Origin of the sequence: Paenibacillus sp., from assembly GCF_031177825.1 — a bacterium.
Taxonomy (GTDB): Bacteria; Bacillota; Bacilli; order Paenibacillales; family YIM-B00363; genus Paenibacillus_AE.
The window spans coordinates 1-21,694 of sequence record NZ_JAPSKE010000042.1; the positions used below are offsets into that span (position 1 = coordinate 1).

General features: G+C 59.9%; 21 protein-coding genes. 20 read left to right on the plus strand and 1 reads right to left on the minus strand.

The genetic code is table 11. The features are described from left to right. Window positions 1-125 (minus strand): DUF2626 family protein (locus RIN49_RS27145; protein WP_309123272.1); only part of this gene is annotated, 125 nt, incomplete at its 3' end. Between the two features lie 247 nt (window positions 126-372). On the opposite strand from RIN49_RS27145, the gene RIN49_RS27150 reads away from it, so the two are divergent. The 20 genes from RIN49_RS27150 to RIN49_RS27245 all read left to right on the plus strand — a co-directional run bounded on the left by RIN49_RS27150 (window position 373) and on the right by RIN49_RS27245 (window position 21,615). Continuing rightward, the gene (locus tag RIN49_RS27150; RefSeq protein WP_309123243.1) at window positions 373-1,020 is read left to right on the plus strand and encodes an RsfA family transcriptional regulator; all 648 of its coding nucleotides are present in this window, start codon (window positions 373-375) and stop codon (window positions 1,018-1,020) included. A gap of 131 nt (window positions 1,021-1,151) precedes the next feature. Continuing rightward, window positions 1,152-1,571: a DUF3397 domain-containing protein gene (locus RIN49_RS27155; RefSeq protein ID WP_309123244.1), complete on the plus strand. Its 420-nt coding sequence runs from the start codon at window positions 1,152-1,154 to the stop codon at window positions 1,569-1,571. A 15-nt stretch (window positions 1,572-1,586) separates the two neighbouring features. Beyond that, entirely contained in the window at window positions 1,587-1,847 is a 261-nt protein-coding gene (locus tag RIN49_RS27160; protein ID WP_309123245.1) for a late competence development ComFB family protein, read from the plus strand. Between the two features lie 285 nt (window positions 1,848-2,132). After that, window positions 2,133-3,863 (plus strand): peptide ABC transporter substrate-binding protein, encoded by a 1,731-nt coding sequence (locus tag RIN49_RS27165; RefSeq protein ID WP_309123246.1) that lies wholly within the window; start codon window positions 2,133-2,135, stop codon window positions 3,861-3,863. Window positions 3,864-4,060: 197 nt separating this feature from the next. Further along, window positions 4,061-4,990: an ABC transporter permease gene (locus RIN49_RS27170; protein ID WP_309123247.1), complete on the plus strand. Its 930-nt coding sequence runs from the start codon at window positions 4,061-4,063 to the stop codon at window positions 4,988-4,990. Continuing rightward, the gene (locus RIN49_RS27175; protein ID WP_375295296.1) at window positions 4,987-5,940 is read left to right on the plus strand and encodes an ABC transporter permease; all 954 of its coding nucleotides are present in this window, start codon (window positions 4,987-4,989) and stop codon (window positions 5,938-5,940) included. Before RIN49_RS27170 ends, RIN49_RS27175 begins: the two co-directional genes overlap by 4 nt. A 12-nt stretch (window positions 5,941-5,952) precedes the next feature. Next, a complete protein-coding gene (locus RIN49_RS27180) occupies window positions 5,953-6,972 on the plus strand; it encodes an ABC transporter ATP-binding protein (protein WP_309123249.1) in 1,020 nt (339 codons plus the stop codon). After that, window positions 6,969-7,925, plus strand: a complete 957-nt coding sequence (locus RIN49_RS27185) for an ABC transporter ATP-binding protein (protein ID WP_309123250.1) — start codon at window positions 6,969-6,971, stop codon at window positions 7,923-7,925. The genes RIN49_RS27180 and RIN49_RS27185 overlap by 4 nt, the downstream gene beginning before the upstream one ends. A gap of 149 nt (window positions 7,926-8,074) precedes the next feature. Further along, complete coding sequence (gene bshC, locus RIN49_RS27190) at window positions 8,075-9,736, plus strand: bacillithiol biosynthesis cysteine-adding enzyme BshC (protein WP_309123251.1); 1,662 nt, start codon at window positions 8,075-8,077, stop codon at window positions 9,734-9,736. A 19-nt stretch (window positions 9,737-9,755) separates the two neighbouring features. Continuing rightward, window positions 9,756-11,018 carry an adenosylhomocysteinase gene (locus RIN49_RS27195; protein WP_309123252.1) on the plus strand — a complete coding sequence of 421 codons (1,263 nt, stop codon included), beginning with the start codon at window positions 9,756-9,758 and terminating at the stop codon, window positions 11,016-11,018. A 184-nt stretch (window positions 11,019-11,202) separates the two neighbouring features. Continuing rightward, window positions 11,203-11,835: a TetR/AcrR family transcriptional regulator gene (locus RIN49_RS27200; protein WP_309123253.1), complete on the plus strand. Its 633-nt coding sequence runs from the start codon at window positions 11,203-11,205 to the stop codon at window positions 11,833-11,835. Next, a complete protein-coding gene (locus tag RIN49_RS27205; RefSeq protein WP_309123254.1) occupies window positions 11,819-12,682 on the plus strand; it encodes an ABC transporter ATP-binding protein in 864 nt (287 codons plus the stop codon). Before RIN49_RS27200 ends, RIN49_RS27205 begins: the two co-directional genes overlap by 17 nt. Next, window positions 12,679-13,380, plus strand: coding sequence for a fluoroquinolone export ABC transporter permease subunit (locus tag RIN49_RS27210; protein ID WP_309123255.1), 702 nt, complete (start codon window positions 12,679-12,681; stop codon window positions 13,378-13,380). The genes RIN49_RS27205 and RIN49_RS27210 overlap by 4 nt, the downstream gene beginning before the upstream one ends. Further along, the gene (locus RIN49_RS27215; protein WP_309123256.1) at window positions 13,377-14,105 is read left to right on the plus strand and encodes a hypothetical protein; all 729 of its coding nucleotides are present in this window, start codon (window positions 13,377-13,379) and stop codon (window positions 14,103-14,105) included. Before RIN49_RS27210 ends, RIN49_RS27215 begins: the two co-directional genes overlap by 4 nt. 82 nt (window positions 14,106-14,187) lie before the next feature. Beyond that, a complete protein-coding gene (locus RIN49_RS27220) occupies window positions 14,188-15,216 on the plus strand; it encodes a DUF4349 domain-containing protein (protein WP_309123257.1) in 1,029 nt (342 codons plus the stop codon). A 120-nt stretch (window positions 15,217-15,336) separates the two neighbouring features. Next, window positions 15,337-15,774, plus strand: coding sequence for a division/cell wall cluster transcriptional repressor MraZ (gene mraZ / locus RIN49_RS27225; RefSeq protein WP_138196103.1), 438 nt, complete (start codon window positions 15,337-15,339; stop codon window positions 15,772-15,774). Between the two features lie 26 nt (window positions 15,775-15,800). Further along, window positions 15,801-16,733, plus strand: coding sequence for a 16S rRNA (cytosine(1402)-N(4))-methyltransferase RsmH (gene rsmH, locus RIN49_RS27230; RefSeq protein ID WP_309123258.1), 933 nt, complete (start codon window positions 15,801-15,803; stop codon window positions 16,731-16,733). A gap of 88 nt (window positions 16,734-16,821) precedes the next feature. Next, window positions 16,822-17,232, plus strand: a complete 411-nt coding sequence (locus RIN49_RS27235) for a hypothetical protein (RefSeq protein WP_309123259.1) — start codon at window positions 16,822-16,824, stop codon at window positions 17,230-17,232. Between the two features lie 28 nt (window positions 17,233-17,260). Beyond that, window positions 17,261-19,585 (plus strand): penicillin-binding transpeptidase domain-containing protein, encoded by a 2,325-nt coding sequence (locus tag RIN49_RS27240; protein WP_309123260.1) that lies wholly within the window; start codon window positions 17,261-17,263, stop codon window positions 19,583-19,585. 86 nt (window positions 19,586-19,671) lie between these two features. Beyond that, entirely contained in the window at window positions 19,672-21,615 is a 1,944-nt protein-coding gene (locus RIN49_RS27245) for a stage V sporulation protein D (protein ID WP_309123261.1), read from the plus strand. Window positions 21,616-21,694 lie beyond the last annotated feature (79 nt).

A 21,694-nucleotide genomic window follows, 5' to 3' on the forward strand; every position in this document is an offset into this window, starting at 1 on the left:
CCCAAAATGACGAAAGCGGCCGTCTGGAAAAAGAACAGCAAGGCCATCGTGTACATATCGCCCGCTAACGCCATCAAGCCGATGACGAGGGTCCAGAAGCCGAGAACGCGAAACATGCGCGGCATGACGCTCCCCCTCTCTACATGCAGTCATTAAAACACATCTATCCGTCATTATATCCGTTTGCGGCATCCATGTAAACGACACATCCGTGACAGAAACGGAAACTTTTCCAGTAGGACCAGAGACGTATGTTCCGGAACCATTTTGGACATACAAATTAGTATGAAATAGATTCTATGAACTCTACTATGGGCATAGAGATAAAGTGTGCATCTATACCCGAAACATTGGTTAGGAGGTTTACGGAACATGTCGGCAGTACGACAAGACGCTTGGAGTCCGGAAGACGATTTAATGTTGGCGGAGGTAACTCTTCGGCATATACGGGAAGGCAGCACCCAGCTGCTTGCGTTCGAGGAGGTCGGGGAGCGAATCGGCAGAACGGCGGCGGCCTGCGGGTTTCGTTGGAATTCGTGCGTTCGGAAAAAGTACGACGCCGCGATACAAATCGCGAAGGCGCAACGGCAAAAGCGGAGCTCCCGCAAGGCGGCCGTCGCGGCGCTGGACGCGGAGCGGACGGCTTCCGTCGCGGCGCTCGAGGCGGATGCGGGCCGATACGAGAACGGTACGGAAGAGTCGGTGTCGTTCGACGGCATCATTCGCTTCCTGCGCCAGTGGAAAGGCACGCAGACGGAGCTGACTCGGCAAGTGCGCCAGCTGGAGAAGGAGCTTCGAGAGAAGGACGAGGAGATCGCTCGGCTTCGGGAAGAGAATGAGAGACTCTCGAGCGAAGTGAACCATGTCCAAACGGATTACCGCACGGTGAACGACGACTACAAGGCTTTGATTCAAATCATGGATCGGGCGCGCAAGATGGCGTTCCTCGTCGAGGACGAGGAAGAGCTGAAGTCGCGGTTTAAAATGGATGCGAACGGCAACCTGGAACGCATCGAGTAGACGAAAATGCAAGATCCCGAGCCTCGTATCGTAGAAGTAGGCTAGGGATCTTTTGCGTTTCCGGCGGACATGGTATAATTCGGCATATATGCGCTCCGAGAACCAAGCCGTTCGGACGGAGCGGGAAGCGGGTGCCGCAATTGTCTTGGATCGGAGCCGTCGCCGCCTGGGTCGCGGACGTATTCATACATATCTATGCCGTCCTGGCGATCGCGCCCGTGCTACCGTTCGCCGTCGTCTGGCTGGCCGTGTATTTTTATAAGAAAGAGAAGAAGCTTGCGACCAAGCGAGCGATGGACGTCACCACCGCGCTGCTGATCGGCGTCGTGGCCGTATTGTTTAACGATGTCTTCGGTTCGACTTTCGGTATATACTTGTTGTTGCTCGTCTTCTTGCTCGGCTTCGGACTGCTCGGCAACATGCAGCAGAGAGCCAAGGGCAAGGTAGATCTCCGGAGAACGGCCAGGGCGGTGTGGAGGCTCGGCTTCATGGGACTCTCGGCCGCTTACGTCCTTCTGATGGCGATCGGAATCACGAAAAATTTATGGTAAGACGGGGGAACGCGCATGACGGTTCGCAATTTAATGGAGGAGATCGTCGGCAAGGTGTTGAAGGAGATGGCGGCGGCGCAGCCCGAGCTGGCGAACCTGGACCCGATCCATCGGGACGATATGATGGCGATCGCCCTGAATAAGCTGCCCCCGCGGTATACGACCACGACCCGAGGCGAAGTGATCGTGAAGTCGCAGGTACGGGCGCAGCTCGAGAGCGACGTGTACCGGGAGCTTACGGAAGCCTACAAAATTGTCACAAATTCGCCAAGATAATGCAAACGACCGGCCGAAGCGGCGGGTCGTTTTCTTTTTCGCAAAAATTGTAAGCGTTTGCTTGCCTTTTCTTGCGGTTTTATTTAAACTACGGTTAATAGGGCCAAGGAAGCGGGTCTAAACGAGGGGCAGAGCACGTCTTCCAATGGTGTTATTTCTATGTCATGTGTGCGTTAGAATGCCTGACAAATATGGAAAATTCATTATTGACCTTTTTGACCGGTGGTTGTATATTAAACTGCAGTAGAACCACACTACTAAATTTTTTTGAGGAGGAAAAGCCTAATGTCGAAGGGGATCAAGCGTAGCATGCTCTCGCTGTTCGCCATCGTATTGATGATGGGAACAGTGTTGGCGGCATGCGGCACAAGCTCCGAGGGCGAAACAACGACACCGTCCACGAGCGAAGGCAGCACGAACACGGAAACACCTGCAGAGGAGCCTGCAGCCGGAGGGAAAGCGGACAACCAAGTATTCCGCATGAACATCTCCACGGAACCGCCGTCTCTCGACCCGGCTCAAGCGCAAGACCAAACGTCCTTCACGGTCATGGTCGGTTTGTACGAAGGTTTGACTCGCATGAACGCGGCAGGCGAACCGGAACCGGCAGTAGCAGAGTCCTGGACGACTTCCGATGACGGCAAAACTTGGACGTTCAAGCTTCGCCAAGACGCGAAGTGGAGCAACGGCGATCCGGTTACTGCACATGACTTCGAATATTCCTGGAAGCGGACGCTCGACGCGAACCTGAATCCTCCGGCGCCTTACGCTTACCAGTTGTACTACCTTGTGAACGGCGCGGAGTACAACACTCCGGACAGCGGCGTAACGGCCGATCAAGTCGGCGTCAAAGCCCTTGACGACTACACGCTCGAAGTTCAGCTCGTGAACCCGACGCCTTACTTCCTTAGCCTCACGTCGTTCTTCACGTACTACCCGGTACACAAAGCGACGGTCGAAGCGAACCCGGCATGGGCGACCGAAGCCGCTAGCTTCGTAGGCAACGGTCCGTTCACGCTCGCAGAGTGGAAGCACAACGACTCCATCAAGCTTGCGAAGAACGACAACTACTTCAACAAAGATCAAATCAGCTTCACGGAAGTTTCGATGGCGATGATTTCCGAGCCGCAGACCGAGCTGAACCTGTATAATACTGGCGAACTCGACTGGACGGGCGGTCCGAACGGCGAAATCCCGACGGAGCAAATTCCGGTGTTGAAGAACGATCCGGAAGCGAACCTCGTCATTCAAGGTATCGCATCGACGTACTACATGAACTTCAACAACACGAAGAAGCCGTTCGACAACGCGAAAGTTCGCCGCGCGCTCGCGATGGCGGTCAACCGTCAGCTCATGATCGACAAGATCACGCTCGGCAACCAGCAGCCGGCATACGGCTTCGTATCGACGGGCATCAAGGGTCTCGAGAAGACATTCCGCGAAGAGGTCATCGACACGGACTACTTCAAAGAAGATTTGGAAGAAGCGAAGAAGATTTGGGCCGAAGGCATCGCGGAAGCGGGCTGGGATCCGGCGACGGGCTTCACGATCACGCACAACACGGGCGAAGGCCACAAGAAGATCGCTACGGCGCTTGCCGATATGTGGAAGACGGCCTTCGGCGTAGAAGTCAAGATCGAAGAGCAAGAGTGGGCCGTATTCCTCCAAAACCGCACGGCGCTCAACTATGACGTCGCTCGCGCAGGTTGGGGAGCGGACTACAACGATCCGATGACGTTCATCGACATGTTCACGTCGACTTCGGGCAACAACGACATCGGCTTCAACAACGCCGAGTACGATCAGCTCGTTAAAGACGCATACGCGACGCAAGACAATGCGAAGCGCATGGAGCTTATGGCGAAAGCGGAGCAAATCTTGATCGGCGACAACACGGCGCTTCTCCCGCTGTACTACTACACGCGGATTTGGATGAACAAACCGTACGTGAAAGACGTTGTAATCGACTACTCCGGCAACATGGACTACACTCGCGGATACATCGAGAAACAATAAAGTACAACTAGAGTTTTGCGCTGAAGGAGATCGGGGTATATATAGCGTCCCTATATATGCCCCTTTTTCTGTGCTATTTAAGGAAACACATCTGATTCTGATCATTCCGGTATTTATGGCAACATTTAAAAATAGCTTGATCCGTTGCCGCCGTTTACAATAATGAGAGAAATATAGACGGGAAGAGGTGTTCCGGGTTGGCTCGTTTTGTCATTCAAAAGCTCGTTTCAACGGTGGCTTCGCTGCTGGTGTTGGCCACGGCAACGTTCGTTCTCATGAAATTAATCCCGGGGAATCCGTTTTTAAACGAGAAGACGCCCAAAGCGATTCAAGAGAGAATCATGGCTTACTACGGTTTGGATCGCCCGATCTGGGAGCAGTACATTAATTATATGGGCAAGCTGCTCGGCGGCGACTTGGGCATTTCGATGAAATATCAATACCGCTCCGTCGCGACGATGATCAACGAATCGTTCTACTTGTCCGCGCAGCTCGGCATCGTGTCGATCATCGCGTCGGTCATCTTCGGCGTCGGCATGGGCGTCGTCGCGGCGTTGTACCATCGGAAATTGCTGGACAACTTGACGATCGTCATCGCCGTTCTCGGCGTGTCCATTCCGAGCTTCGTTCTGGCGCCGGTTCTTCAATACTACTTTTCCGCGGAGCTTCGCTGGTTCCCGGTCACCGGTCTCAACAGCCCGTTCTCGTACGTACTGCCGACGATCGCCCTGAGCGCCTTGTCCGTCGCGTTCATCGCGAGACTGACGCGTTCGACGATGGTCGAGGTATTGAATTCCGATTACATTCGTACCGCGAGATCGAAGGGGTTATCGGGCTTCGTCGTGACGACGCGCCACGCGCTTCGCAACGCGCTGCTCCCGGTCGTTACGTACCTCGGACCGCTTACCGCGAACGTCATCACGGGTTCGATCGTCATCGAGCAAGTGTTCGGCATCGCCGGCATCGGCGAACATTTCGTCACCAGCATCAACAACCGCGATTATACGCTCATTATGGGCCTTACGATTTTCTACGGCATTATTTTGATGGTTTGCAGACTCTTAACGGATATCGCTTATGCTTTGGTCGACCCGCGGATTAAGTTGACCGGCGGAAAGGGAGGTTGACCGACGTGACGCAATTGAAACCTTCGGATTTGCGGCCGGAGCTGTTCCGGAAAATTTCGAAAGACGAAGTGAGCGCGGAGAAGATCGAGCGCGAAAGCTTGTCCGCATGGGCGGATATTTGGTATCGATTCCGGAAAAACACGGTCGCGATGATCGGTTTATACATTATTGGCGTGATGTCGCTGTTCGCGATCTTCGGACCGATGATCGTGCCGTGGGACGCGACGGTCAACGAATTGCTCGCGACGAACGAGCCGCCGAGCCTTTCGAGTTGGAACGCCCATTGGTTCGGTACCGACGACTTCGGCCGCGACATGTTCGCCCGTACGTGGGAAGGCGCGAAAGTATCGCTCTTGGTCGGTCTTTGCGTCGCGGCGGTCGACTTGCTCATCGGCGTCGTATACGGCAGCATCATGGGCTACGTGGGCGGCCGCGTCGACGAGGTCATGAACAAGACGGCGGAAGTGTTGTACTCCATTCCGAACCTTCTCGTTTCGATTCTGCTCGTCGTCGTCTTCGAACCGAGCTTGTTGGTCATTATTCTTGCGCTTTCGATCACCGGCTGGATCAACATGGCCTGGATCGTGCGCGGTCAAATCATTCAATTGAAAAACCAAGAGTACGTATTGGCGTCCCGTTCGCTCGGCGCCGGCATGTGGCGCATCATGTTCCGCCACCTCGTGCCGAACGCCATGGGCCCCATTATCGTTACCTTGACGCTGACGATTCCGTCCGCCATCTTCGCCGAAGCGTTCCTCAGCTACCTCGGTCTCGGGGTGCAGGTGCCGAACGCGTCGTGGGGGACGATGATCGACAACTCGCTCGCCGTCATTCAAATTTATCCGTGGCGCTTCCTCTTCCCGGCGTTCTGTCTCTCGCTGACGATGCTCGCCTTCAACGTCATGGGCGACGGGCTGCGCGACGCGTTCGATCCGAAAATGAAGAAGTAGGAGGTGCCGACCATGGCCGAAACGATTTTGGAAGTCAAAGATTTACGCGTGTCCTTCAACGTCCGCGGCGGCGAAGTGCAAGCCGTGCGCGGCGTCGACTTCGAAGTCAAGAAGGGCGAAGCGGTCGCGATCGTCGGCGAGTCCGGCTGCGGCAAGAGCGTAACCGCGCAGACGATCATGAGATTGATCCCTACGCCGCCGAGCGTCATCAAGAGCGGTTCTATTAAATTTAAAGGCGAAGACCTGATCAAGAAGTCGGAAAAGGAAATGGAAGCCATACGGGGCAAAGATATCGGCATGATCTTCCAAGATCCGATGACGTCGCTCAATCCGACGCTTACGATCGGCCGCCAAATTACGGAAGGCCTCATGAAACATCAGAAAATGTCGAAGCAAGCGGCGAAGGATCGCGCGATCGAGATTTTGAAGCTCGTCGGCATTCCGAATCCGGAAGCGCGCTTCGCGCAATATCCGCACGAGTTTTCCGGCGGCATGCGGCAGCGGGCGATGATCGCCATCGCGCTCGCCTGCAACCCGTCGCTGCTCATTGCGGATGAGCCGACGACGGCGCTCGACGTAACGATTCAAGCGCAAATCTTGTCGCTGATGAAGGATCTTCAGTCGACGCTCGGCACCTCGATCATCTTGATCACGCACGACCTCGGCGTCGTCGCCGACATGTGCGACCGCGTCATCGTCATGTACGCGGGCAAGGTCGTCGAGACCGGGACGAAATGGGAAGTGTTTAAAAACCCGAAGCATCCGTACACGAAGGGCTTGCTTCGTTCGGTGCCGCGCCTCGACCAGAAGAAGGACGAGGAGCTCATCCCGATTATCGGTACGCCGCCGGATCTGATCAAGCCGCCGGCGGGCTGCGCATTTTGCGCGCGCTGCGACGAAGCGATGGCGATCTGCCAGACGCAGGACGTCGGCATGACGGAGGTCAGCCCGGGCCACAAAGCGGCTTGCTGGCAGCTCCACCCGATGGCGCAAAGCGCGCAGGTGGCGGCAGGGAAGGAGGACGCACGATGAGCGCGAATTTGCTCGAAGTCAACAATCTTACGAAATTTTTCAATGTCGGCGGGGGCAACACCCTCAAAGCCGTGAACGATATCAGCTTCGCATTGAAGAAAGGCGAGACGCTCGGCCTCGTCGGCGAATCCGGCTGCGGCAAGTCGACGGCGGGCCGCACGATTCTACGCTTGTACGAACCGACGAACGGCGAAGTGAAGTTCGAAGGCACGAACATCTACTCGCTGCGCGGCTCGAAGATGAAGGCGCTGCGCCGGAACATGCAGATGATCTTCCAAGATCCGTACGCGTCGCTCAACCCGCGGATGACCGTCACGGACATTATCGGGGAAGCGCTCGACGTGCATAAGCTGGTCGGCAGCCGCTCCGAGCGCAAGAAGCGCGTCGAGGAGCTGCTCGATCTCGTCGGCCTCAACCCGGATCACGCGACGCGGTACCCGCACGAATTCTCGGGCGGCCAGCGTCAACGGATCGGCATCGCCCGCGCGCTTGCGGTCGATCCGAAGTTCATCGTATGCGACGAGCCGATCTCGGCGCTCGACGTGTCGATCCAGGCGCAGGTCGTCAACCTGCTCATGAAGCTGCAGAAGCAATTCGGCTTGACGTACTTGTTCATCGCGCACGATCTTGCGATGGTGAAGCACATCAGCGATCGCGTCGCGGTGATGTATCTCGGGAAGATGGTCGAGCTGACGACGTCCGAGGAGCTGTACGCGAATCCGATGCACCCGTATACGAAGGCGCTCTTGTCCGCGATTCCGATTCCGGATCCGGAGATCGAAGCGACTCGCGAGCGAATCGTGCTGGGGGGCGACATCCCGTCCCCGATCAACCCGCCGAGCGGCTGCCACTTCCGGACGCGCTGCCCTGCGGCGACGGAGAAGTGCGCATCGGTGGCGCCGGCGTTCGTCGAGACGAAGCCGGGCCACTGGGCGGCTTGCCATTACGTCTAATCGTCTTGTTCGCGAAGAGCCGCGGCCGAAGGACTTTCCTTCGCGCCGGGCTCTTTTTTTCATGCGCTCGAGTTTTGACGGGAACGGTTCGCGGGGGTACAATGATAGCATTGACGGGACAGGTAACGATGGTGAAAAGAGGGAATCCGATGCGGTTTGAAACGTATGAACATATGAAGGTACATCCGATCGCGGCGGATTACGGCAAGGGCCTTGCCCCCGCTCTTTCGCGGTTCGACGCGGCGAGTCCGTATGCGGCGCCGGAGCGCGCCTGGGTCGACCGGGCGGCACGCGTCGATGCCGCGAGAGGGGCGGCGCCCGCCGCGGACCGCGGCGCAGTCGCGGATGCGGTGCTGCGCTACAACCGCGAGCATAACGACGTGCCGGCGGCGATCGCCGCCGCCGAAGCGCTGCGCGACCCGACGACGCTCGTCGTCGCGGGCGGGCAGCAAGCGGGCTTGTTTACCGGCCCGATGCTTGTCGTGTATAAGGCGATGACGATTTTGCGGACGGCGCGGCATGCGTCCCGCGTACTCGGCCGACCGGTCGTGCCCGTGTTTTGGATCGCGGGCGAAGATCACGATTGGGACGAGGCGAACCATACATACGTCGTGACGCCGCAGCTCGAGACGCGGAAGATCGCCGTGGCGCATCCGGGAACGGACGGCCGCACTTCGGTCAGCCGGACGCCGGTATCCCCGGAGGCGTGGCAAGCCGCGATCGACGCGCTCGGCGAAGGGCTGATGGACACCGAGTTCAAGCCCGGCGTGATGGAGGCGCTGCGCGGCATCGCGGCTTCGTCGGCGACGTTGTCCGCCGCGTTCGCGAAGACGATGTCGCTGCTGTTCGGACGTCACGGCCTCGTCCTCATCGACGCCGACGATCCCGGGCTGCGCGCGACGGAGGGACCGATGTTCGAGGCGCTGCTCGGCAAGCGGAACGAGCTGTCGGCGGCGCTGAAGGCGGGCGAACGCGAGGTGACCTCGCTCGGGTATTCGCTGCAGGCCGAATCCGCCGAGGACGGCGTCAATCTGTTCCTGTTCGACGGCGGTGAGCGCAAGCTGCTGTTCCGCGACGGCGGCGACGCGGTCGACCGCAAAGGGACGTTCCGCGCTCCGTTCGAGGAGCTGCATCGCCGGGCGGGCTCCGAACCGACCGCGTTCAGCAACAACGCGTTGACGCGGCCGCTGATGCAAGAGTACCTGTTCCCGACGGTCGCGACGGTGCTCGGAGCGAGCGAAATCGCGTATTGGAGCACGCTGAAGGAAGCGTTCGCGCTCTTCGGCTTCTCGACGCCGATTATCGTGCCTCGCCAGCAGTACACGCTGCTCGAAGGCACCGTACAGAAGCAGATGGACAAGTTCGGCTTATCGTTCGACGACGCGTGGCAGCGGCTTCCGGAGCTTCGCGACGCGTGGCTTCGGGCGCAGGACGCATTAGGGCTGTCGGCTCGGTTCGCGCACGCGAAAGAGTCGTTCGCCGACGTATACCGTCCGCTCGTGGACGCGGCGGCTTCGATCAACCCGGGGCTGCGCAAGCTCGGCGAGACGAACATGGGCAAGATTCTCGAGCAGATCGATTTCTTGGAGACGAAGGCGACGGACGCGTTGAAGCAGCAGCACGAATCGGGACTGCGGCACTGGGAGCGCATCCGCACGACGACGGCGCCCGCGGGCAAGCCGCAGGAGCGCGTCGTGAACGTGTTCCAATACGTGCATCGGTACGGCTTCCCGTGGCTGGACGACTTGATCGAGCGGGCGGAGCTCGATTTCGAAGCGGGCTACAAGCCGCACGAAGTGATCTACTTATAATGAAGGAGATGTCGTTACGATGACTATGCTCTCGAAGAGCATTATCGCGAACCACGCGTTGGCCGCGGAAGGAAAGCTGAAGATCGATTGGGTTGAGGCGCATATGCCGGTGCTGAACCGCATTCGCGCGACGTTCGAGAAGGAGCAGCCGTTCAAGGGGCTTCGCGTCGCGATTTCGCTTCATCTCGAGGCGAAGACCGCGTACTTGGCGAAGGTCGTGCAGGCCGGCGGCGCCGAAGTCGTCATTACCGGCAGCAACCCGCTCTCGACGCAGGACGACGTCTGCGCGGCGCTCGTGCAGGACGGCATCACCGTCTTCGCGAAATACAATCCGGATCCGAAGGAATACAAAGATCTGATGATCAAGACGCTGGAAACCCGCCCGGACCTGATCATCGACGACGGCGGCGACCTCGTGACGATATTGCATGCCGAACGCCAAGACTTGCTCTCGCAAGTGCGCGGCGGCGCGGAGGAGACGACGACCGGCATTCTGCGCCTGAAGTCGCTGGAGCGCGACGGCAAGCTGCAGTTCCCGATGGTCGCGGTGAACGACGCGTATTGCAAGCACTTGTTCGATAACCGTTACGGTACGGGGCAATCGGTATTCGACGGCATCAATCGGACGACGAACCTCGTCGTCGCCGGCAAGACGGTCGTCGTGAGCGGCTACGGCTGGTGCGGCAAGGGCGTCGCGATGCGGGCGAAGGGGCTCGGCGCGAACGTCGTCGTGACGGAGATCGACGCGATTAAGGCGGTAGAAGCGTACATGGACGGCTTCGCGGTCATGCCGATGGCGGAAGCGGCGAAGGTCGGAGACTATTTCGTTACGGTCACGGGCAACAAGGACGTCATTCGCGGCGTGCATTTCGAGAACATGAAGGACGGCGCCATTCTGTCCAACGCCGGCCACTTCGACGTCGAAGTGAACATTCCGGAGCTTCAGGCGTTGTCGGTGTCGCGCCGTACCGTGCGCAAGAACATCGAGGAGTTCCAGCTGAAGGACGGGCGGAAAATGTACCTGCTCGCCGAAGGGCGCCTCGTCAACTTGGCGGCGGGCGACGGCCACCCGGCGGAAATCATGGACATGACGTTCGCGCTGCAAGCGATGGCGCTCAAGTACGTGAACGAAAACTACGAGAAGATCGGCAAGCAAGTCGTGAACGTGCCGTACGAGACGGACGAGCAAGTCGCGCGCTATAAGCTCGAAGCGCTCGGCACGAGCATCGATACGTTGACGGACGAGCAGAAGGCGTACTTGGACAGCTGGGCGGAGCATTAATCGGACGGCGTGCCGACGCGCTGGAGGGGCGGTTCCCCTAAGTAGGAAGTCTACTTAGGGGAACCGCCCTTTTTTCTTTTTCGAACGCGTTCAAGGGCCGATCCTTCGATTATTGACTTTCTATGAATATTTTAATATTGTATTCATGAATAAACACTAAATCTGTTCATTGGCGGCGATTGGAATGGTCAAACGGTTTTCCGAATCCGAGAAAGAGGTTATTCGCAGCAAGTTGGTAGCCGAAGGCCGAGAACTGTTCGCGGAACGCGGCCTGCAAAAAACCGGCGTAGCCGAAATTACGTCTCGCGCGGGCATCGCGCAAGGTACGTTTTATTTGTTCTTCGACAGCAAGGAAGCGTTATTTTTCGAAATTTTGCAGCGGGAGGAAGAGAACATTCGAACGGCGCTTTTCGACAAGCATCTCACGGGCGACGGCCGCGTTTCGCGGGAGGGATTCGAACGATTTCTGATGGACTCGCTGTTTTCGATCCGTCGCCATCCGTTGATCCGTCACCTCTACGACGAACGAACGATGGAATCGCTTTTCCGCAAGCTCCCGCCGGAAACGTTAGCCGCCCATGCTTCTAAAGACGAAGAGACGCTTCTCCCGTTCATCGACCGTGGGCAGCGGGAAGGATGGCTCGTGCCGGCGGAGCCGGGCGCGATCGTGAACCTCATCCGTTCGGCGGTGCTGCTCTCGTTCCAGAGGGAGCGCATCGGAGAACCGTCGTTCGATGCCACGCTTCGCTTGCTGGCTCACTGTATCGCTTGCGGATTGATCCTGGAGGAGGGCGACTGCGATGCGTCTTCGCGTTGAGGGGCTGCAATATACGTATCCGGGGGCGTCCGAACCGACGCTGCGCGGCATCGATCTCGAGGCGGAGGAAGGCGAAATCATCGGCATCCTCGGCGCGTCCGGCGCGGGGAAGACGACGCTGCAGCGGACGTTGATCGGGTTGCTTCCGGGGTACGAAGGAGGGGTGTACGCGTTCGGAGCGGAGATCTCCTCGCTCGGAAGAGAATACAACGAGCGGATCGGCGTCGCGTTCGAATTTCCTAATTTTTATCAACGCCTTACGGCCACGGAAAATTTACGATTTTTCCGATCCTTATATCGTGCGCCCGGACCTTCCGTAGAAGCGCTGCTCGCTTCCGTCGGTTTGGCGGAAGACGCCGGCAAACGCGTGTCTTCCTTCTCCAAGGGCATGCGCATGCGCTTGAACTTCTGTCGAGCGCTGGTGAACGATCCGGCGTTATTGTTTCTGGACGAACCGACGTCGGGACTCGATCCGGAGAACGCCAGACGGATGAAGGATGCGATTCTCGCCTTGAAGTCGCGCGGGAAGACGGTGCTGCTGACGACGCACAACATGGCGTTGGCGGAGGAGCTTTGCGATCGGATCGCTTGGCTCGAAGGGGGACGGTTCCGATTGTTCGACAGTCCCGCGTCGTTGAAGTCGGGGCGAGGCGTCCGACGCGTGCGCGTCGAATTTACGGACGGCGGCGCGGTCCGAAGGGCGGAATTCGATCTAGCGTCGCTCGGCGACGACGACGGCTTCGCGAAGCTGCTCCGAAGCGGCGTCATTCTGACGATGCATACGACGGAGGCGTCGCTCGAGGACGTGCTGTTGGAACCGTCCCGGGAAGGGAGACGATCGTCATGATTCGATTGCGCTCCGCGCTCCTCTTCGACGCGCGGCTGCAAGCCCGGCACGGATTCTATGCAGCGTACGCAATCGTGTCGCTCTTGTACGTCGCGATGCTCCGCGCCTTGCCGGAAGCGTGGAGGGAGCTCGCGCATCTGCTGGCGACGTTCTCCGATCCGGCCGCGCTCGGCTTCTACTTTATCGGGGGACTAGTGCTGTTGGAGAAGCAGCAGCGTCTCTTCGACCCGCTGTTCGCCACGCCCTACGCGGCGGCGGAATACGTTCTGTCGAAGACGGCGACATTGACCGGATTGTCCGCCGCCGCGATCGTCGCCGTACGCCTCGGTGCGTTCGGCTTCGAGGGCCGATGGGCGTTGTTTCTATACGGGTCCGTCGCGACGGCCGCCTTCTTCACTTTGCTCGGTCTCGGCATCGCCGTAGGTTGCCGTACGTTGAACGGCTACTTCGTCGCCTCGACCCTGTATACGTCCGTCTTCGCCCTCCCGCTCGTCGAGCCGCTGGGGCTTGCGTCCTGGCCCGCGCTGTCGGCGTTGCCCACGCACGCTTCTCTGCTCGCCCTGGAATCCGCGTTCGGGCCCGAACCGTCGGTTCGATCGGCGATATACGTCGTGGTTTGGTTGGCCGGATGGACGATCGCGGCGTACGCATGGGCGCTGCGGCGGCTAACGAGGGAGAGGGAGGCGGGCGCCGAATGATCTGGCTGCGAATGTCCGTCGTAGACGCGAAGCAGACGCTTCGCGATCCGATGCTGCTCTTTATGACGGCCGCCCCGCTGCTCATCTTGGCGGCGCTGCGCTACGCGGCCCCTTACGGGCTCTCGCTGCTGCCGGGCGATCCGGGTCCCGGCGCGCCGGTCTTCGCGGCGCTCGTCTCGGCCGTCGCGCTGCTGCTCGTGCCGCTGCTGCCGGGAACGATGGCGGGGCTGCTGCTGCTCGACGAACGGGACGAACGCCTCGCGGCGGTTCTGGCGGTAACCCCGCTAAGGAAGAGCGGTTACTTCGGGTACCGTTTGGCCTTTCCGTTCGTCTTGTCCGCGGGATACGCGGCTGCGCTGCCGACCGCCTCCGGGCTATTGCCGGCGGCGGCGAGCGGCTTCGCGCTTGTGCCGTCGATCTTGGCCGCCGCGGCGCTCGCGCCGATGTTCGCCGTGCTGATGGGCGCGTTGGCCGCGAATAAGCTGGAAGGACTCGCCGTCTCGAAGCTGTCCGGCTGGGTCGTCTTCGCTCCCGGACTGCTGCTTGCGCCGGAGCCCGCGCAATGGGTCGGGGCGCTCGTACCGACGTATTGGATCGCGAAGTCTTACGTATCGGCGGCGAGCGGCGACGTCGCAGCCGCATCCGGATGGGGAATAGGGGCGTTATGCTACCTCGTCGTTTTATTCGTCTGGCTATTCAGAAAATACTTGCGCAGGATCGAGTAATGCTGCAACCTTCGCATGGTTTCCTGCCGTCTAGGAGGTAACCGGAAATCCCGGAATGAATAGGAAAAAGGCGGGGGTCGCGATGCAACGAAATCGGAAGGGGAAAGGGAAAGGGAAACATTGGCTTGCGGTCGCGTTGCTGGCATTGGCGGCGTTGGCGGCGGGCTGCAGCGGAAGCGGCGGATCGAGCGCCGACCGCGCGTCAAGCGGAACGGCGGAGATGATGTCGTACGGGACGGCGAACGTCGCGACGGAGACGCCGGCGGAGGCGCCGATGGCGGATATGAATGTCGTCGAAGCGGAAGAAGGGGCGGCCGCGGGCGGCGACGCGTCGAGCGGAGGCGCTGCGTCGGGCGCGGGCGCCGCGCCGCCGGGCGGGACGGCCGTCGCGCCGGCTGCCGCGCAAGGAAGGATGCTCATCTACAAGGCGAACGTAACGATGGAGGTAGAGAGCTACGCCGACACGTATACGGCGGTGCAAAACTTAATCCACTTGTCCGGCGGATACTTGCTTCAATTTTCGGAGCAAGCCGGCGGCTCGGAGAAGTCGGGGTTGTTCACGATCAAGGTGCCGGCCGCGGATTTCGGCGGATTCATGGATCGGCTGGAGGAGCTCCCGAACGTGGGGCTCAACCGAAGCATGAACGCGCAGGACGTATCCGAGGAATTCGTGGACCTCGGAGCCCGGTTGAAGGCGAAGGAGCTCGTCGAGTCCCGTTATTTGAAGTATATGGAGCAGGCGAGCCGGTCGGAAGATTTGATTCGGTACACGAACGAGCTCGCGGCCATCCAGGAGGAAATCGAACGGCTGAAGGGGCGGATGCGTTATTTGCAGCAAAACGTCGACTTCTCCACGATCGAGCTGCGCGTCTACGAGCGGTCCGGCCTCGGACTGACGAGCCAAGGCGGCGACGCGACGCTGGCCGATAGAATGAGCGCGGCACTGAAGAGCAGCTTGAACGCGCTCGTCGTCGTCGCGGAAGGCGTCATGATCGTCGTCGCCGGCGCCCTGCCCGTCATCGTCGTCGCGATCCTCGTCGGAACGCCAATTTACTGGTTCGTTCGACGGCGAAAAGCAAAAAACGAAAAAAACCGACCCTTAATTCCATAAAATATTTTTTTGAAATCCTGTTTTTTAAGCAGGATTTTTTCTTTTGTCATCGAATTTGAGTAAAAGTGGTGGAAAGTGGGGGTAAGTGGGGGATAAGGGTGAGTAGGTGGTGAAGTCGGTATGTTCATGGGTGAATTTCAACATAGCGTTGATGATAAAGGCCGCATGATCATCCCGGCGAAATTCCGCGACGAGCTCGGTTCTTCCTTCGTGATGACCCGCGGCCTCGATCAATGTTTGTTCGTGTATCCGATGTCGGAGTGGGCGGTCATGGAACAGAAGCTGAAGTCCTTATCGCTCATGAAATCCGATGCGCGCGCGTTCACCCGGTTTTTCTTCTCCGGCGCGGTCGAATGCGAGTTGGACAAACAGGGAAGGGTAAATATACCAAGCAATCTCCGGGAGCACGCGAAGCTCGACAAGGATTGCGTCGTCATCGGCGTCTCCACCCGCGTGGAAATTTGGGGCAAAGAAGCTTGGGAAGCATACTCTCAGCAGTCGGAGGAATCCTTCAACGAAATCGCCGAGAAGCTGGTCGATTTCAACTTCGATCTGTAAGCGAGGCAAGGAAAAGGGGTTACAACATGTTTACACATATAACGGTGCTTAAAGAAGAGGCGGTCGACGCGCTTGCGGTGAAGCCGGACGGCGTCTACGTCGACTGTACGCTCGGCGGAGCCGGGCACAGCGCGATGATCGCCTCCCGCTTAAGCGGCGCCGGACGTCTGATCGCCTTCGATCAAGACGACGCGGCGCTCGCTCACGCCGGCGAGGTCTTAGCGAAGTACGGGGACCGCGTGACGTTCGTTCGGTCCAACTTCCGAAGATTGAAGGAGAAGCTGGCGGAGCTCGGAATCGAGAAGGTCGACGGCGTGTTGTTCGATCTCGGCGTGTCGTCGCCGCAGCTGGACGAAGCCGACCGAGGCTTCAGCTACCACCATGACGCGGACCTCGACATGCGGATGGACCGCAGCGGCGGCATTAGCGCCTACGACGTCGTGAACGATTGGTCGGAGGCGGAGCTCGCCCGCATCTTGTTCCAGTACGGCGAGGAGAAATTTTCGCGGCGCATCGCTCGCGAGATCGTCGCCGCGCGAGCGAATGCGCCGATCCGCACGACCGGGGAGCTGACCGAGCTGGTGAAGGCCGGCATACCCGCCGCCGCAAGACGGACGGGGGGGCATCCCGCGAAGCGATCGTTCCAAGCGATCCGCATCGCCGTCAACGACGAGCTCGGAGCGTTCGAAGAGGCGCTTGAGCAAGCGATCGACGTCGCCGCGCCGGGCGGACGCATCGCCGTCATTACGTTTCACTCGCTGGAAGACCGCATCTGCAAGACGGCGTTCGCGGCGAAGCTCGGCAAGTGCATCTGCCCGCCGGATCTTCCGATGTGCGGCTGCGGCGCGAAAGGCGTGCTGAAGCTCGTCTCCCGCAAGCCCGTGGAGCCGTCGGCGGAAGAGCTGGAGCGCAATCCGAGAGCGCGTTCCGCGAAGCTGAGAGTCGCGGAGAAGCTGTAGAAGCCGAATCCTTTTCTGGAAAATAGTACATCTACCGAAAATCGGGACGCGCCGGCGTCGACCGATTATACTAAGGGGGATTTATATTATGTCCGCATACATACACGGCAGCTTGGCGCTCGACGAGCGCCGGTCGCAGTCCGCCGATCCGGGGAACAAACGCAAGCCCGACGCCAAGAAGGAGCCGCGCGCCAAGACGATTTCCGGCGCGGAGAAGCTCGCCTGGATCGGGCTGGTGTTCTTCGTGTGCGGCGTCGCCGGAATCTATCAATTCCGCGAGGCGTCGAAATACGAGATGAACGCAGAGATCGTGAAGATGGAAAGAGAGATTCGCGCGTTGGAAGACGAGAGCGCCAAGCTGAAGAACGAGGTCGCTCGACTCGGGAGCCCGGAACGCTTGATCGAGATGGGCATCCAGCTTGGACTTGCGGAACAAGGCAGCGTGCCGGCGGCCCAAGCGACGAACGGAACGGCTGTCGCGCTCGGCGCGGCGGAATAACGGTCATTCGATAAGGTGGGATATACACATGCCGCAGAAAATTAGAGTGCGTTCGCTCCTGCTCGGGGCAGCGTTCACTCTTCTTTTTATTTTGCTGATCGGTCGACTCTATTGGCTGCAAGTCGTAGAAGCGTCTTGGCTGACGGCTAAGGCGGAGGCGATGTGGGAGACGGGAGACACGCTCCCCGCGAAGCGCGGCACGATCTACGACCGTAACTTGGAAGTGCTTGCGGGCGACGCCAAGGGCTATAACGTGGTGTTGAACCCGAAGCTCATCGGCGAACTGGGACTGGAACGCGAGGTGGCCGAAGGGCTGTCGCAAGTGCTCGGCGTCAGCGAACCGTTCCTGCTCGAGCAAGCGACGAATCGGGATGCGAGCGGCAATCTGCGCATCTATCGGCAGATCGGCAACGAAGGCCGCAAGCTGAACGAGGAGAAGGCGCAAGCCGTTCGCGACTGGAAGGCGGCGTTCGTCGAGAAGCACGGCATCAAAGGGAACAACTGGCAAGGCGTCATCCTCGAGGAAGATCAGGCGCGATTTTATCCTAAGGGCTCCTTAGGCGCGCACGTGATCGGATTCGTCAACAAAAACGGGGATCCCGGCTCGGGGCTCGAGCTTGCGATGGACGAGCTGCTGCGCGGCACGCCGGGATCGATCGCGTACGAGAAAGACCGCCTCGGCCGGAAGCTTCCGGATTCGAAGCCGGAGCTGATTCAACCGGTGGACGGTCAGAGCCTCGTGCTGACGATCGATCAGACGATCCAGCATTATACCGAGACGGCGCTGAAGAAGAGCTTCGATCAATACAAACCGAAGAACATAACGGCCATCGCCGTCGACCCGCGGACGATGGAGGTGCTCGCGCTGGCGAACTTCCCGACGTTCGATCCGAACGAATATTGGAAATTCGACCCGGATAAGGATTTTAAGAACATGGCGATTCAGTCGCGGTACGAGCCGGGTTCGACGTTCAAGCTCGTGACGTTGACGGCGGCGGTCGATCAAGGCGTGTTCGATCCGAACGCTACCTACAAATCCGGCTCGATCCGAGTGCCGGGGCGAACGCTGAACGACCACCGCCGCGGCGGGTGGGGCGACATCACGTATTTGGAAGGGCTGCTGCGCTCGAGTAACGTCGCCTTCGTCAAGCTCGGATACGAGACGCTCGGCGAGAAGCTGCTTCGCGATTATATCGAGAAATTCGGATTTTCGCGCAAGACGGGCATCGACTTGCCGGGGGAAGTCGGAGGGTTGATCGATTTCAAATATCCGGCGGAAATCGCGACGACGACGTACGGGCAAGGCGGCGCCATCGTGACGCCGATCCAGCAATTGGCCGCGTACGCGGCGATCGCCAACGGCGGCAAGCTGATGCAGCCGCACGTCGTCAAGAAAGTCGTCGACTCCTCGACAGGCGAAATTCTCTCCGAGACGAAGCCGAAGCAAATCGGCCAAGTCGTCTCGGAGGACGTGGCCAGGCAAGTGACGGAATATTTGAAGCAGGTCGTCTCGGACGACCGCGGCACCGGTCGCCGCGCGCGGATCGAAGGGTACGAGGTCGCGGGCAAGACGGGAACGGCGAACATCGTCGTGAACGGCGCCTACTCGACGGACACGTGGGTCGTGTCGTTCATCGGCTACGCGCCCGCCGACGATCCGCGCATCGCGGTGGCGATCATCGCGGACCAACCGGATCTCGGCGGCGACTCGAACCGCGCCGGCGAAGTGACGGGGGTCGTCTTTAAGGAGATCGTCTCGCAAAGTCTCCGCTACATGGGCGTGAAGCCGGATACGGAGCTGCCGTCGGCGCTCGCCGCGTCGGGCGAAGACACGCTCTCCGCGGTGCCGGATTTGATCGGCCTCGCGCCGAATGCGGCCGTGAACGAGCTTGACGCGCGCGGCTTCGGCGCGCGGCTCGTCGGCGACGGCGCGAAGGTCGTCGGGCAGTACCCCGCGGCGGGCGAGAAGGTGGCGGGTTCGACGCAAATCTTCTTGCTGACGGTCCCGCAGGAAGAAGCGCCCGTCCCGGACGTCGTCGGCGCGAGCTTGCGCGACGTCGTGCAGCTGTGCGCGCTGCTGGGCCTGAAGTGCGAAGCGCAAGGCGAAGGCTACGTGGTGCAGCAGGAGCTGGCGGAAGAAGGCGGCGCCGCGACGCTGCGCGTGAAGCTGGAGCCGTTCGGCAAAGCGGCGAGCGGCGGCGCGGCGGATGACGGCACGAGCGAGGCGTCGGACGACGGCGCCGGCGGGGACGACGAAGCCGATGCCGGCGCCGATGCCCCGGATGCGAACGCCGACGAAGAAGCGCCGCCGGAGGACGGCGGCGAAGCGGAAGGCGAAGGCGCCCCCGCGTAATGGGCTTGTTCTACCCCCCGTTCGACTTGAATAGTCTAAATCTAGGAACATGTAGACGGGCTTTTCGAGTGAAGGGGAGGGTGGACATGCGCGTTTCGAACGTCACGCTGCGCCGCAGACTGTACTTGGTGCTGCTGCTCGGATCGGTGCTGTTCCTTGCGTTGATCGCGAGGCTGGCTTGGGTGCAGCTGGTGATGGGGCCGGATTTGACGGAGCTGGCGGAGGAATCCTGGCGGCGGGAGGTGCCGTTCTCCGCGAAACGGGGCGAGATCTGGGATCGGAACGGAGAACGCCTCGCTTATAACGTGAGCACGCCGACGATCATGGCCGTTCCCGCGCAAATCAAGGAGAAGGAAGCGACGGCGAAGGCGCTGGCGCCCGTGCTCGGCATGACCGAAAACAAGGTGCTGGAGACGATCGGCAAGCGCGAGTCGATCGTTCGGCTCCAGCCGGGCGGCCGAAAAATTACGCAGGACAAAGCCCAGCAGGTTCGCGATCTCGCGCTGCCGGGCATCTTCGTGGCCGAGGACAATAAGCGCTATTATCCGTTCGACGGACTGGCCGCGCACGTGCTCGGCTTCACGGGCATCGACAATCAAGGACTGACGGGCGTCGAAGCCCGATACGACGAGCTGCTCAAGGGGATCGGCGGCAGCGTGGCGTATTTGTCCAACGCGAGAGGCGAGGAGATGCCGGGTTCTTCGGAGGAGTACGTTCCGCCGAAGGACGGGCTCAATTTACAGCTGACGATCGACAAGCAAATCCAGACGATCATGGAGCGCGAGCTCGATCAAGCGATGGTGAAATATCAACCGAAGCATATAATCTCGATCGCCGTCGACCCGAACACGGGCGAGGTGCTGGCGATGGCGAGCCGCCCGGGCTACGAGCCGGGGCAATACCAACAGTACGATTCCGCCGTGTACAATCGGAACCTGCCGATTTGGATGACGTACGAGCCCGGCTCGACGTTCAAGATCGTGACGCTGGCGGCGGCGCTCGAGGAGGGCAAGGTCAGCTTCGCCGAGAGCTTCCACGACAAGGGCGCCATCGAAGTCGGCGGCGCGCGGCTGCGCTGTTGGAAGCCGGGCGGGCACGGGGCGGAGACGTTCCTCGAGGTCGTGGAAAATTCCTGCAACCCGGGCTTCGTCGTCATGGGACAACGGCTCGGCGCGGAAACGTTGTTCGACTACATCAAGAAGTTCGGCTTCGGCTCTAAGACGGGCATCGATCTCGGCGGCGAAGAGAACGGCATTATGTTTAAACCGGAGCGAATCGGTCCGGTGGAGCTGGCGACGACCGCGTTCGGCCAAGGGGTATCGGTGACGCCGATCCAGCAGGTCATGGCGGTGTCGGCGGCGATCAACGGCGGCAAGCTGTATAAGCCGCATGTCGGCAAGGCTTGGGTCGACCCGGTAACGGGCGACGTCGTCGACGAAATCGAGCCGACGCTCGTGCGCGACGACATCATCTCCGAGGCGACGTCGAAGCTGGTGCGCGAGGCGCTCGAGAGCGTCGTGGCGAAGGGGACCGGCCGGAACGCCTTCATCGAAGGCTACCGCGTCGGCGGTAAAACCGGAACGGCGCAGAAGGTCGTGAACGGCCGATATTCGCCGACGGAGCACATCGTCTCGTTCATCGGCTTCGCGCCGGCGGACGATCCGCAGATCGTCATCTATACGGCGGTCGACAATCCGAAGGGGCTGCAATTCGGCGGTCTGATCGCGGCGCCGATCGTTCAGAATATTATGGAAGACAGTCTCCGTTACATGGGCGTGCCGCCTCGGAAGGATCAAGTCGAACCGGAATATCGATACGGCTTGGACGTGATGATGGCCGAAGTGCCGGATCTCGTCGGTCGAACGACGACCGAAATTTACCAGAGCCTTAATATGAACTTTACGCTCGCGAAATACGGCGCCGGCAATACGGTCGTCATGCAGGAGCCGAAGGCGGGAACGAAGGTGCCGGTCGGCTCGACGATCCAGATTTATTTATCCGATCAGGCGCCGCCGCCGCCCGCGGACTGACGCCGAGGGGTTCTTTTTCCGGCTACGCACGTTGCAATCGCCAAATCTTGTCTATAATAATGATCAACCTTTCTGATCG